Genomic DNA, 13,970 nt, shown 5'->3' on the forward strand with positions numbered 1-13,970 from the left:
AGAATGTACTGACAAGGAGGAGGTGAGAAGATGGCAATCGCAAAGATTATTGTGGATGTTCCCCTTATGCAGACGGACCAGCCCTATAGTTATAAGGTCCCTGAGGAATTTGTAGAGATGCTGGAAGTCGGTATGCGGGTTCATGTCCCCTTCGGAAAGGGTAATCGTTTGATACAAGGGATTGTGCTTGGCCTGGAGTCCCAGTCGGATGAAGAGATGGAAGGTCAGGACTTGAAGGAGATTGCAGAGGTGCTAGACTTTTCTCCCGTCTTGACTCAAGAGCAACTCTGGCTGGCTGAGGAGTTACGCAAGTCTGTCTTTTCTTATAAAATCTCCATTCTAAAAGCCATGTTGCCGGGATTTTTAAACTCCAGTTATGATAAGATTCTTTATCCTTTAGAAGGTCTCAGTCAGGCAGACCGAGAGCGTTTGTTTGGTTCAGAAGCTTCGCTCGCCTTTTCTTCTCTAGATTTGGCCAAACAGGCAGAAATGATGCGCTTGACTAGAAAAGGGCTACTCCGTTTAGAATACCAGGCAGTCGATCAAAAGAAGGTCAAGACCCAGTCTTGGTATGAGGTTGATGCTACTCAGCTAGAGCGGATTGAGATTTCTGCGCGTGCTAAGAAAAAGGCAGAGCTGAGAGATTATCTGCTGTCTCATCCTGAAAGTGCTCCTCTGGCTAGCTTGTTAGAATCCTACTCACGGGAGCAAGTCAACTTTTTTGTGGAGCAAGGAGCTTTAACTCTAGTCCAAAAGGAAGTGCAACGTTCAGCTGCTTATTTTGAAGGCATTGAAGCAAGTACACCTTTGGAGCTGAACCCAGAGCAAAGACAAGCTCGCGATGCGGTTGTCAGTGCTATTGGTAGTCAACAGCCTCCATTCCTCCTTCAAGGGATTACAGGAAGTGGGAAAACGGAGGTTTACTTGCAGATTATCCAAGGAGCCTTGGATAAGGGTAAGACGGCTATTTTGCTGGTGCCTGAGATTTCTCTGACGCCACAAATGACGGAGCGTTTTATTGCTCGATTTGGTGAGAAAGTAGCCATTCTTCACTCAGGCCTGTCCAATGGTGAAAAGTACGACGAATGGCGCAAGGTTGAGCGTGGCGATGCCCAAGTTGTTGTTGGCGCTCGATCAGCTATCTTTGCTCCTTTGAAAAATCTAGGTGTTATAATTATCGACGAAGAGCATGAAGCTAGCTACAAACAAGACAGCAATCCCCGTTATCATGCTAGAGAGGTCGCCATTCTACGGGCCCAGTACAATCAAGCAGCCCTAGTCCTTGGCTCAGCGACACCGAGCTTAGAGAGCCGTGCGCGGGCTGGAAAAGGTGTCTATCAACACTTACGTCTGACCCAACGGGCCAATCCTTTAGCCACTATTCCTGAAGTTCAAGTGATTGACTTTCGGGACTATATCGGGCAGAATGAGACATCAAACTTTACGCCTCCTTTGCTAGAGGCCATTCGAGACCGTTTGGATAAAAAAGAACAGGCAGTCCTCATGCTCAACCGTCGGGGTTATTCTAGTTTTGTTATGTGTCGGGAGTGTGGAACGGTAGATAGCTGTCCCAACTGTGATATTTCTCTGACTCTCCACATGGATACCAAGACCATGAACTGCCATTACTGTGGTTTTTCGAAGGGGATTCCTCATGTCTGTCCCAACTGTCAGAGTCGCAGTATTCGTTACTATGGGACGGGGACTCAGAAAGCCTACGATGAGCTAGCAGATCTCTTTCCTCAGGCCCGCATTCTGCGGATGGATGTGGATACGACCCGCAAGAAAGGCAGTCACCAAGTTCTTCTTGACCAGTTTGGCCGAGGGGAAGCAGATATCTTGTTGGGAACTCAGATGATTGCTAAGGGCTTGGATTTTCCCAATGTGACCCTAGTCGGAGTGCTCAATGCGGATACGGCCCTAAACTTGCCTGATTTCCGTTCTTCTGAGAGAACCTTCCAACTCTTAACCCAGGTGGCAGGCCGTGCAGGTCGGGCTGAAAAAGCTGGGCAGGTCTTGATCCAGTCTTACAATCCGGAACACTATGCCATTCGTTTTGCCAAAGATCAGGACTACGAAGGTTTTTATGCTTATGAAATGAGTATCAGACGCCAACTCGGCTATCCGCCTTATTATTTCACGATTGGGATTACCCTCTCTCACAAGAAAGAAGAAGAGGTTGTCAAACGTGTCTATGAGGTCATGGGAATTTTGCGCTCAGGTTTATCGGAAACTAGTAAAATCCTTGGGCCAACGCCAAAACCCATCGCCCGTACCCACAACCTTTATCATTACCAGATTTTGATTAAATACCGTTTAGAAGATGAGCTGGGACAGACTCTCAACCAGGTCTTGGCCTTGACTCAAGAACGGGAAAATAGCGAGCTCCGTCTCAGTATTGACCATGAGCCGCAGCAATTTTTATAAGGAGGAGAAGAAATGACAAAACTAATCTTTATGGGGACACCTGAATTTTCAGCGACAGTTTTGAAGGGGTTGTTATCAGATGACCGTTACGAGATTCTAGCTGTTGTGACCCAGCCAGATCGCGCTGTCGGCCGTAAAAAAGTGATCCAAGAAACCCCAGTCAAGCAGGCTGCCAAAGAAGCAGGCCTTCCCATCTACCAACCTGAAAAATTATCTGGAAGCCCAGAGATGGAAGCTATTATGAAGCTAGGAGCGGATGGGATTGTGACCGCTGCTTTTGGGCAGTTTCTCCCAAGCAAACTTCTTGATAGCATGGACTTTGCAGTCAACGTTCACGCTTCCCTCCTTCCAAAACACCGTGGTGGCGCCCCCATTCATTATGCCTTGATTCAAGGGGATGAGGAAGCTGGTGTGACCATTATGGAGATGGTTAAGGAAATGGATGCAGGAGATATGATTTCCCGTCGCAGTATTCCTATCACTGATGAGGATAATGTTGGAACCTTGTTTGAGAAATTAGCCATTGTTGGTCGTGACTTGCTTTTGGACACCCTTCCTGGCTATATTGCTGGGGAGATCAAACCTGTGCCTCAGGACCCAAGCCAGGTCACTTTCTCGCCAAATATCAAACCAGAGGAAGAAAAATTGGACTGGAATAAGACTAACCGTCAACTCTTTAACCAAATTAGAGGCATGAATCCATGGCCTGTTGCCCACACTTTTCTCAAGGGAGACCGCTTTAAGATTTATGAAGCCCTGCCAGTAGAAGGTCAGGGTAATCCAGGTGAAATCCTCTCTATCGGCAAGAAGGAATTGATTGTCGCAACGGCAGAAGGAGCTTTGTCTCTCAAACAAGTGCAGCCAGCAGGCAAACCTAAGATGGATATTGCTTCCTTCCTCAACGGAGTTGGACGTACATTGACTATAGGAGAACGATTTGGTGACTAAAGTAGAAACGGCTAGAAGTCTAGCTCTAGCAGTGCTAGAGGATGTTTTGGTTAACCAAGCATATTCCAATATTGCCTTAAATAAACACCTCAAGGGCAGTCAACTCTCAGTAGCAGATAAGGGCTTGGTGACAGAGATTGTCTACGGTACGGTAGCCCGAAAACTGACTCTGGAATGGTACCTGTCCCACTTTATCCAAGACAGAGATAAGTTAGATAACTGGCTCTATACCCTGCTCCTTCTGAGCGCCTACCAACTTCGGTATCTGGATAAGATTCCTAATCACGCTGTTGTTAATGAAGCGGTAGATCTAGCCAAAGCCCGTAAAAAAGGCAGTGAAAAATTAGTCAACGCCGTCCTTCGTCGTATCTTGCGAGAAGGTTGGCCAGATATTGACAGCATCAAACGAAAAAATAAGCGTGATTCCATTACCTATTCTCTCCCAGTTTGGCTAGTATCTAAACTTAAGGAAGAATACGGTGAAGAGCGAGCACAAGCCATCTTTAAAGGTCTCTTGGTGCGCAACAAAGCCAGCATCCGGGTGATCAACTTGAGCCGAAAAGAGGAAATCAAAGCTTTGTTAGAGGCGACTGATTCCCCTTTGGCGGCCACTGGTCTGGTCAAGGAGCAAGGCCACTTTGCAGGCCATGATTTGTTTGCGGATGGAGCCATTACCATCCAAGACGAATCCAGTCAACTGGTTGCTCCCACTCTTGATTTACAAGGCCATGAGCAGATTCTAGATGCCTGTGCCGCCCCGGGTGGAAAGACAGCCCATATGGCTTCTTACCTCACATCTGGTAAGGTGACAGCTTTGGATCTTTATGACCACAAGTTGGACTTGATCCAAGAAAACGCCCAACGTCTGGGTGTGGCAGATCGAGTGCAAACGCAAAAATTGGATGCCAGAAAAGTGCATGAGTTTTTCGGTCGGGACTCTTTTGATAAGATTCTAGTAGATGCTCCCTGTTCTGGGATTGGACTTTTACGTCGCAAACCAGACATCAAATACAATAAAGAAACGGCAGATTTCACCTCCTTACAGGAAATTCAGCTGGAAATATTAGGTAGTGTTTGTCAAACACTACGAAAAGGTGGTATAATAACGTATAGTACCTGTACTATTGTCTCGGAGGAGAACTTTCAAGTCGTTGAGGCATTTTTAGAAAGTCATCCCGAGTTCGAGCAGGTTAAACTAGAACACGAATGTAAAGATATCCTGAAAGATGGCTGTATCCTGATTACTCCAGAATTGTATGGAAGTGATGGATTCTTCATTAGCCAATTTCGCAAGATATCAGAATAGGAAGGAACTGACACAATGGAAATAGCATTATTAACAGATGTTGGTCAGAAACGGACAAATAATCAGGACTATGTCAATCACTTTGTCAACCGAGCAGGACGCACTATGATCATCTTGGCTGACGGGATGGGAGGCCACCGTGCAGGTAATATCGCTAGTGAGATGGCGGTCACAGATCTCGGTGTGGCTTGGGTGGATACCCAAATCGACTCAGTCAATGAAGTTCGTGAGTGGTTTGCCCACTACCTGGAGATTGAAAATCAAAAAATTCACCAACTAGGTCAGGACGAAGCATACAGAGGCATGGGAACAACGCTAGAAGCTGTTGCTTTTATTGACAACCAAGCCATCTATGCTCACATTGGAGATTCTCGTATCGGTTTGATTCGTGGAGAAGAATACCACCAGTTGACCAGTGACCATTCTTTGGTCAATGAATTGCTCAAGGCTGGTCAATTGACTCCAGAAGAAGCAGAAACTCACCCTCAAAAGAATATCATTACCCAGTCCATCGGGCAAAAAGATGAAATCCAGCCAGATTTTGGGATGATTACACTGGAGTCAGGAGATTATCTCTTGCTCAATAGTGACGGCTTGACCAATATGATTTCGGCAAGCGAGATTTATGATATCGTAACCAGTGATATTTCCCTAGCAGACAAGGCGGCAACCCTTATTCGCTTCGCTAACAATGCAGGAGGTTTAGACAACATTACGGTTGCCCTTGTTTACATGAACGAGGAGGCAGCAGAATGATCCAAATCGGCAAGATTTTTGCCGGGCGGTATCGGATTGTCAAGCAGATTGGTCGAGGAGGCATGGCAGATGTTTACTTGGCCAAGGATTTGATCCTAGACGGGGAAGAAGTGGCAGTGAAGGTCCTGAGGACCAACTACCAGACGGACCCGATTGCTGTGGCACGTTTCCAACGTGAAGCGAGAGCCATGGCGGATCTGGACCATCCTCATATCGTTCGGATAACAGATATTGGTGAGGAAGACGGTCAACAGTACCTAGCTATGGAATACGTAGCAGGCCTTGACCTCAAGCGTTATATCAAAGAACACTATCCTCTTTCAAACGAAGAAGCAGTTCGGATCATGGGACAAATCCTCTTGGCCATGCGTTTAGCCCATACTCGAGGAATCGTTCACCGAGATTTGAAACCTCAAAATATCCTCTTGACACCTGACGGCACAGCTAAGGTCACGGACTTTGGGATTGCCGTAGCCTTTGCGGAAACCAGTCTGACCCAGACCAACTCAATGTTAGGCTCTGTTCATTATTTGTCACCTGAGCAAGCACGTGGATCTAAAGCGACCTTCCAGAGTGATATCTATGCAATGGGGATTATCTTCTATGAAATGCTGACGGGACATATCCCTTATGATGGGGATAGCGCGGTTACGATTGCCCTCCAGCATTTCCAGAAGCCACTTCCGTCCGTCATAGCTGAAAACCCATCTGTCCCTCAGGCTTTAGAAAATGTTGTCATCAAGGCGACTGCTAAGAAGCTGTCAGACCGTTATCAGTCTGTTTCAGAAATGTATGTGGACTTGTCAACTAGCTTGTCTTATAATCGTCGGAATGAACCGAAACTGGTCTTTGACGATGCGAGTAAGGCAGACACTAAGACTTTACCTAAAGTTCCACAAAGTACACTGACATCGATTCCTAAAGCTCCGGCGCAGGAAGAACGCCCTCAGCCAAAGAAACCAACTCAACCAGTGGCAGAGCCGGCTCCAGCGCCAAAGCCAGCTAAGAAACGGAAGTTTAAGGCTCGCTATATGATTCTTTTGGCCAGTCTTCTATTGGTTGCAGCCTCTTTAATCTGGATTTTGTCTAGAACACCTGCAACGATTCCCATTCCTGATGTGGCTGGACAAACTGTTGCAGAGGCCAAAGAAGCACTCAAAAAATCCAAGTTTGAAGCCGGTGAAGAAAAGTCAGAGGCCAGCGATACAGTAGCGCAAGGACGTGTTATTCGAACGGATCCAGAAGCTGGTAGTGGTCGAAAAGAAGGAACCAAGGTTAATTTGATCGTTTCTTCTGGGAAGCAATCCTTCCAATTGAGCAATTATGTCGGACGTAAGTATACGGAAGTTGTAGCTGAACTCAAGGAGAAGAAGGTTCCTGAAAATCTAATCAAGATGGAAGAGGAAGAATCCAGCGAAAGTGAACCTGGAACCATCCTTAGACAGACTCCTGCTTCGGGTTCGACTTATGATCTCTCAAAAGCTACTACGATTACCTTAACAGTAGCTAAGAAGGTGACTAGTGTCAGCATGCCGAACTACATCGGTTCAAGCCTCGAGTTTACAAAGAATAACTTGACTCAGATTGTCGGTGTGAAGGAAGCAAATATTGAGGTTGTAGAAGTATCGACTGCTCCTGAAGGAACGGCAGAAGGAACTGTTGTAAGTCAAACGCCAAGAGCAGGAGAACAGGTTGATCTTGCAAGTACGCGTATCAAACTTTCTATCTACAAACCAAAAACACCACCATCAACTTCATCCTCTAACCCTGCCCAACGTGGGAACCAGGGTTCTCCTACAAGTCCAAACCAGGGGAACCAACAAGGAAATCAACAAGGGAATACTCCTTCTAGCAGTTCATCCAATAGTGAAGGAACTCACGAAAGTTCTCGAGATTAAACGAATCTTTGTCATGATTTCATGACAAAGATTTTTTTTCACAAGATTTTGTGATAAAATATAGGAAGTAGGAAAAAGGAGGAGAAAATGGACGAATCGAGAGAGTTAAATGCTGTCATTGATGTGATTATGCTAGCTGGAACCATTCTCTTGAAAAGTGGTTCGGAGATTCATCGGGTTGAGGACACCATGATTCGCATTGCCCATTCACAGGGAATAGTGGATTGCAATGTTCTTGCCATGCCCGCAGCTATTTTCTTTTCGATTGAAAACACCAATATTTCTCGGATGAAACGGGTAACCTCGTCCTCTTATAACATTGAAAAAGTCTGTGATGTCAACCAAGTATCACGGGAGCTTGTGGGCGGTAAAATCAATCTCTCAACAGCCTTTAAAAAGCTGAAAGAAATCGGCAATCAAGCCTTACCTTATACCAAGTTCCAAGTGACCGTAGCAGCGACCCTCAGTGCCCCTTTCTTCTCGATTATGTTTGGGGGCAATGTCTATGACGCTTTTGGCGCAGCTATTGCGACCTTATTTGGATTTGCCTTCTCTCTCTACGTAGAGAAGTTTATCCGCATTCCTTTTGTAACGGCCTTTGCGGGTGCCTTTGTTTTCGGATTGATCGCCCAGTTCTGGGCCCGCTACACAGGATTTCCTTCGACGGCAGACCTAATCATAGCAGGAGCGGTCATGCCTTTTGTTCCAGGGATTGCTCTGACAAATGCGGTACGGGATATCATGACCAACCATATCAACTCTGGTATGAGCAAGATGTTTGAATCTTTGCTCATTACCCTCGCTTTAGGGGCAGGCACATCTGTCGCCCTGGTTTTGATGACATAAGATGACTCTAACAAGTATTTTGCTCCAAGCAGTGGCGAGTTTACTCGCCATTATCACCTTTCTAATCGTACTGAATGTTCAACGCTCCATGCTCCTACCTGGTGGTGTTTTGGGAATGGGCGTTTGGCTCCTCTATCTCGTGCTCAAAGAACCAACCAATGTTATTATTGCGACCTTTATCGCAGCAGTAATTGGCTCTTGCATCAGTCAGATTTTAAGTATTGTCTATAAGACACCAGCGGTAGTTTTTGTCTTGGCCATTCTTGCTCCCTTGGTGCCAGGTTATTTATCCTATCGAACGACAGCTTTCTTTGTGACAGGCGATTACAGCCATGCAATTGCTAGCGCGACTTTGGTGGTTATGTTAGCTCTTGTTATTTCTATTGGAATGGCAAGTGGAACGGTAATTCTAAAGCTTTATTACTACATCCGAAAACAACGAGGAATCTCTTCCTAATACAATCAAAGCAAAGACTTGATTTGTTGAATCAAGTCTTTTTTCTCTCTTTTGTTCCTATTTGTGATAAAATAGAATGAAACGATTTTTTACAATGAATGAAAAAACAGAGGTAAATATGACAATCGGTATTGATAAGATTGGTTTCGCGACCAGTCACTATGTCTTGAAATTACAAGACTTAGCAGAAGCGAGGGGAGTTGACCCCGAAAAATTTAGCAAGGGCCTCTTGTTAAATGAAATTAGTATTGCGCCACTGACTGAGGACATTGTTACCTTGGCTGCTAGTGCAAGCAACTCTATTTTAACAGACAAAGAAAAAGAAGAAATCGATATGGTCATCGTGGCGACCGAGTCAGGGATTGACCAGAGTAAGGCAGCGGCAGTCTTTGTTCATGGCTTGTTAGGCATTCAGCCTTTCGCTCGGAGCTTTGAAATCAAAGAAGCCTGCTATGGAGCGACAGCTGCCCTTCATTATGCTAAATTGCATGTGGAGAATTCACCAGAATCAAAAGTCCTAGTCATTGCCAGTGATATTGCCAAGTATGGTGTGGGAACTCCTGGTGAGCCAACTCAGGGTGCTGGAAGTGTGGCGATGTTGATCACCCAGAATCCGCGCATTATGGCCTTTAACAATGATAATGTTGCCCAAACGCGCGACATCATGGATTTCTGGCGTCCGAACTATTCAAGCACTCCTTATGTAAACGGCATGTACTCGACCCAACAGTATCTTGATTGCCTGACAACGACTTGGGATGAATACAAGAAACGCTATGATTGGACTATGGATGACTTTGCGGCTATCTGCTTCCACTTGCCTTATCCTAAGTTAGCCTTAAAAGGCTTGCGCAAGATGATGGACAAAACTTTGTCTAAAGAAAAACAGGATAGTTTGCAAGAGAACTTTGACAAGTCCATTCTCTATAGTCAGATGATTGGGAATATCTACACAGGTTCCCTCTTTCTCGGCCTCCTCTCTCTTTTGGAAAATGCAGAGACTTTGAAGGCTGGAGATAAAATTGCCCTCTACAGTTACGGAAGTGGAGCGGTTTCAGAGTTCTTTAGTGGAGAGCTGGTCGAAGGCTATGAGGCCTATCTCGACAAAGAGCGCTTGAGCAAACTCAAACAACGTACAGCATTGTCTGTTGCAGACTATGAAAAAGTCTTTTTCGAAGAGGTGCAGTTGGATGAATCTGGTTCAGCCCAATTTACAGCTTATGAAAATCAAGACTATGCCTTGGTTGAAATTGTCGACCACCAACGCCGTTATAGCAAGGTTGAAAAATAATGAAGTTAAGTTGGAATGGATTTTCTAAAAAATCATACCATGAGCGCCTGGAGTTGCTGAAAGCTCAGGCGCTCCTTAGTCCTGAAAGGCAAACCAGTCTCGAGCAGGATGAACAAGTCAGCTTGGCTGTTGCAGACCAGCTGAGTGAGAATGTGGTGGGAACTTTTTCTCTGCCTTATTCCATCATTCCAGAGCTTGTGGTGAACGGTCAGGACTACACAGTTCCCTATGTGACAGAAGAACCGTCTGTGGTTGCTGCAGCCAGCTATGCCAGCAAAATCATCAAACGGTCAGGTGGCTTTACTGCTCAAGTACATCAGCGCCAGATGATCGGTCAGGTAGCCCTTTATCAAGTTGCTGAACCTGAAAAAGCGCAAGAGAAGATTGCCAACAAGAAAGTGGAGCTCTTGGAACTTGCCAATCAAGCCTATCCTTCTATCGTCAAACGTGGTGGCGGGGCGCGTGATTTGCATGTAGAGCAGATCAAGGGAGAAACAGACTTTCTCGTTGTCTATCTCCATGTCGATACTCAGGAAGCCATGGGAGCCAATATGCTCAACACCATGCTGGAGGCTTTGAAACCAGTCTTAGAAGAACTCAGTCAGGGACAGAGTCTCATGGGAATTTTGTCCAACTACGCGACCGATTCTCTGGTGACTGCAAGCTGTCGTATCGCCTTTCGCTACTTGAGCCCTCAAAGGGACCAAGGACGAGAAATTGCGGAGAAAATAGCTTTGGCTAGCCAGTTTGCGCAGGTTGATCCCTACCGAGCGGCTACCCATAATAAAGGAATTTTTAATGGTATCGATGCCATTTTGATTGCCACGGGTAATGACTGGCGGGCCATCGAAGCTGGGGCTCATGCCTTTGCCAGTCGAGATGGACGTTATCAAGGCCTTAGTCGATGGAGTCTAGATAGGGACTCAGAAGAATTGGTCGGTGAGATGACCTTACCTATGCCGGTAGCGACCAAGGGTGGCTCTATCGGTCTCAACCCTCGTGTAGCCCTCAGTCATGAACTACTGGGAAATCCTTCAGCTAAGGAATTGGCTCAGATTATCGTGTCCATCGGTCTTGCCCAAAACTTTGCGGCCCTCAAAGCCTTGGTAAGTACGGGCATCCAGCAAGGCCACATGAAATTACAGGCCAAATCCTTAGCTCTCCTAGCTGGTGCTAGTGAGTCCGAAGTTGCTCCCCTCGTTGAGCGCCTCATCGCAGATAAAACCTTTAACTTAGAGACAGCCCAGCGCTATCTCGAAAACTTAAGATCATAAAAAAACTCAGACGAATTCGTCTGAGTTTTCTTGTGTTTATACTCAATGAAAATCAAAAAGCAAACTAGGAAGCTAGCCGTAAGCTGCTCAAAACACTGTTTTGAGGTTGTAGATGGACGCTGACGTGATTTAAAGAGATTTTCGAAGAGTATTAAATACTTTTTCCTGGTAATAGGGTGACGGGTAAAAAGTAACCAGTTGTTGCAACTTCCTTGCCTTCAATCTTCTGCAAGAGGAGATCGACAGTGAGGTGGGCAATCTCTTTCATAGGTTGCTTAATCGTTGTCAGGTGAGGATAGTAGTTCTCGATAAAGTAAGTTCCATCATAGCCGATGACCTTGAGCTCTTCAGGAACAGAAATTCCCAGCTCTTGAGCGATTTTGATAACCAGGATAGCTGTCAAATCATCCGAAGCAAAAATCGCATCTGGTTTCTGATGGGTCAAGATATTCTTGATTTCCATTTCTTTTCTGACGGGAGAAAAGTCACTCGAAACATTGATAATAGGCGCTTTCGGGAGAACCGATGCAAAACCAGCATGGCGCAGTCCAGTAGGTGAGTTCGAGTTGTCATTCCCTGTAATCATAATGATAGACTGGGCGCCTGTCTTGACCAAGGTTTGGGCTGCGAGGACCCCGCCGCCGTAGTTATCAGAGGAGACAACAGGGATGTCTGGAGACAAGTTTCGGTCAAAGGAAATAATCGGTGCCGTCACACGATTGTAGTCTTCGATTCCCAAGTTGTGACTTCCAGAAATGATACCATCGACCTGGTTGGCCTCCAGCATTTCAATGTACTCCCGTTCTTTTTCAGAGTCGTGTTCGCTGTTACAGATGATGGTCTTGTAGCCATTTTTGAAGAGTTGGTGTTCCAATTTGTCAATCAACTCCGCATAAAAGACGTGACTGATGTTTGGAAAAATAAGTCCAATCAACTTGGCAGATTTTCCTTGGAGGCTTCGAGCCAGATTATTGGGCTTGTAGCCCAATTCTCGCATGGCTTCATTAACCTTTTGAATGGTTTTCTCAGATAGATACCCCTTTTTATTGATGACCCGTGAGACGGTAGTAGGGCTGACGCCTGCAAGTTTTGCGACATCAGTTAGTTTTGCGACCATAATCTAATTCATAGTAAGTTCCAGTTGGGTTTCCAGACTTGATCAGGATACCATTTTGGTTCGCATGTGGGAAGACACGACCAGAAAATACTTTTTCTCCTTTATTGATGAAAATTTCAAAGACTGACTTGTCGATGAAGATAGTGGCAGTAGTAGCTTGGTTATCGATAGGGCAAGAACGAGTTGTACCAAATTCTTGGGCGTACTGTTCACCAGCCTGACTACGATCCACTGTCACCTGTCCATTGACAAGGTCAAAGTTGATTGAAAGCCCCTTGCCTTCTTTATCAGCAAGTAAGACAATCTCGCTTTGGCTATTGGCCTCCAAGTTGAGCTCGAGTTCATAGGTATTATTGGTTTGGGTACGATTTGAGAAGCCCTCTTCAGAAGAACGAAGTTCTTTGATGGCTGCGACAGGATATTGGTAGAGTTTGCCATCTTTGATAGTGAGTTCTTTGACCAATGAGAAGGTTCCTTGGTGGTCAAAACAGTCAGATGGGTAAGAAACATCTGGTAACCCAAGCCAACTTACTGCTAGTGCACGTCCATCTGGAGCGTTGAAGGCTTGCGTTGCATAGGCTTCAAAACCATAGTCTAGATTTTGCAATGGAGACACATCGACCATTTTGGTATTTTCAGGATCAAAGGAAGCCCCGATTTTGCACATGTTTGGATAGATATTGTCATAGTCTAGAACAGCCTTATCTAATCCTTGTGGGCAGTAGAGAAGGACAGGTTGCTCCTCTACAAAGACCAGATTTGGACATTCCATCATGTAGGCAGTGCGGTCGTTAGCAAAGTCAAGGTCACCAATCGCTTGCCAGTTGGTGTAGTCATTATCTATAGCCTTATAGAGACGGACGAAGCCTTTTTTCTCCAAGTCCTGTCCACCGACGATGGCATAATATTGACCTTTAAAGTTAAAAATTTGCGGATCGCGGAAGTGGTCAGTAGAGTCTGCTGGCTGGTCAATCAAGATCTTGTCAATCTTTGTAATTTTGCCATCTTTATCCATCAAAGCCCCAATCTGGTAGGGGTGACGGATCCAGTTTTCATCACGGACATTTCCAGTATAAAATAGGAACAACTGATCGCCGAACTGCATGGCAGAACCAGAGTAGGCACCGTGGCTATCTAATGGAGTATCTGGCAAAATTTTGACTCCAGTTTCTGTAAAGTGCACTAAATCATCACTTTCAAGCTGCACCCAAGACTTCAACCCATGGGCTGCACCGAAGGGGAAGTTTTGGTAAAAGAGAATCCATTTGCCATCAAAATAAGAAAAACCATTTGGATCATTGAGAAGGCCCATTTTAGGCTCGACATGGTAACGAGTATGCCAAGGAGATTGTGCCATCTTTTCCTTGATTTGCTTGATTTCATCATTAGACCAGTTTTCATAGCGTCTGTAACGGCGCTCGGTTGTCCATTCCATTTTATCTTTCCTCCATAAGTTCTGCTATCTTAATAGTAACCGTTTTCGACCAAAAAAGCAAGTCTTTTATGTTAAAAAATAGCAAAAAATGTCAAACGATTATCATAAAATAAAAGAAGAGGATTCAGCTAACTTTCACGAAAAAATGAAAGAAAATGAAAAATAAAAGCTTTGAACCCTCTAATAACAAGATATTTTTATGAGTAAATAGGAGA

The 13,970-nt window shown here is 45.2% G+C and carries 11 protein-coding genes; 9 read left to right on the top strand and 2 right to left on the bottom strand.

Features of this window, described 5'->3' with window-relative positions; genetic code table 11:
- Positions 1-30 precede the first annotated feature (30 nt).
- From AB2B49_RS01955 to AB2B49_RS01995, 9 genes are all read left to right on the top strand, one after another.
- Positions 31-2,427: a primosomal protein N' gene (locus tag AB2B49_RS01955; RefSeq protein WP_049504763.1), complete on the top strand. Its 2,397-nt coding sequence runs from the start codon at positions 31-33 to the stop codon at positions 2,425-2,427.
- Positions 2,428-2,439: 12 nt separating this feature from the next.
- On the top strand, positions 2,440-3,375 hold the full coding sequence (gene fmt / locus AB2B49_RS01960) for a methionyl-tRNA formyltransferase (protein ID WP_049504761.1): 936 nt from the start codon (positions 2,440-2,442) through the stop codon (positions 3,373-3,375).
- Positions 3,368-4,681: a 16S rRNA (cytosine(967)-C(5))-methyltransferase RsmB gene (gene rsmB / locus AB2B49_RS01965; RefSeq protein ID WP_320691877.1), complete on the top strand. Its 1,314-nt coding sequence runs from the start codon at positions 3,368-3,370 to the stop codon at positions 4,679-4,681. The genes fmt and rsmB overlap by 8 nt, the downstream gene beginning before the upstream one ends.
- Before the next feature lie 15 nt (positions 4,682-4,696).
- Complete coding sequence (locus AB2B49_RS01970; RefSeq protein WP_000401527.1) at positions 4,697-5,437, top strand: Stp1/IreP family PP2C-type Ser/Thr phosphatase; 741 nt, start codon at positions 4,697-4,699, stop codon at positions 5,435-5,437.
- Positions 5,434-7,335: a Stk1 family PASTA domain-containing Ser/Thr kinase gene (gene pknB / locus AB2B49_RS01975; protein ID WP_320691878.1), complete on the top strand. Its 1,902-nt coding sequence runs from the start codon at positions 5,434-5,436 to the stop codon at positions 7,333-7,335. The genes AB2B49_RS01970 and pknB overlap by 4 nt, the downstream gene beginning before the upstream one ends.
- 87 nt (positions 7,336-7,422) lie before the next feature.
- Positions 7,423-8,181, top strand: coding sequence for a threonine/serine exporter family protein (locus AB2B49_RS01980; RefSeq protein WP_049504757.1), 759 nt, complete (start codon positions 7,423-7,425; stop codon positions 8,179-8,181).
- Position 8,182: 1 nt separating this feature from the next.
- Entirely contained in the window at positions 8,183-8,638 is a 456-nt protein-coding gene (locus AB2B49_RS01985; RefSeq protein ID WP_000176907.1) for a threonine/serine exporter family protein, read from the top strand.
- Positions 8,639-8,756: 118 nt separating this feature from the next.
- Positions 8,757-9,929 carry a hydroxymethylglutaryl-CoA synthase gene (locus AB2B49_RS01990; RefSeq protein WP_320691894.1) on the top strand — a complete coding sequence of 391 codons (1,173 nt, stop codon included), beginning with the start codon at positions 8,757-8,759 and terminating at the stop codon, positions 9,927-9,929.
- Complete coding sequence (locus AB2B49_RS01995) at positions 9,929-11,203, top strand: hydroxymethylglutaryl-CoA reductase, degradative (RefSeq protein WP_320691879.1); 1,275 nt, start codon at positions 9,929-9,931, stop codon at positions 11,201-11,203. The genes AB2B49_RS01990 and AB2B49_RS01995 overlap by 1 nt, the downstream gene beginning before the upstream one ends.
- A gap of 151 nt (positions 11,204-11,354) precedes the next feature.
- On the opposite strand, the gene AB2B49_RS02000 is transcribed toward AB2B49_RS01995, so the two are convergent.
- Both AB2B49_RS02000 and AB2B49_RS02005 read right to left on the bottom strand, forming a co-directional pair.
- Positions 11,355-12,320, bottom strand: coding sequence for a LacI family DNA-binding transcriptional regulator (locus AB2B49_RS02000; RefSeq protein WP_033606002.1), 966 nt, complete (start codon positions 12,318-12,320; stop codon positions 11,355-11,357).
- Positions 12,301-13,755, bottom strand: a complete 1,455-nt coding sequence (locus AB2B49_RS02005; protein WP_049504751.1) for a sucrose-6-phosphate hydrolase — start codon at positions 13,753-13,755, stop codon at positions 12,301-12,303. The genes AB2B49_RS02000 and AB2B49_RS02005 overlap by 20 nt, the downstream gene beginning before the upstream one ends.
- Between the last annotated feature and the right edge of the window lie 215 nt (positions 13,756-13,970).

Origin of the sequence: Streptococcus jiangnanensis, assembly GCF_040888325.1 — a bacterium.
Taxonomy (GTDB): domain Bacteria; phylum Bacillota; class Bacilli; order Lactobacillales; family Streptococcaceae; genus Streptococcus; species Streptococcus jiangnanensis.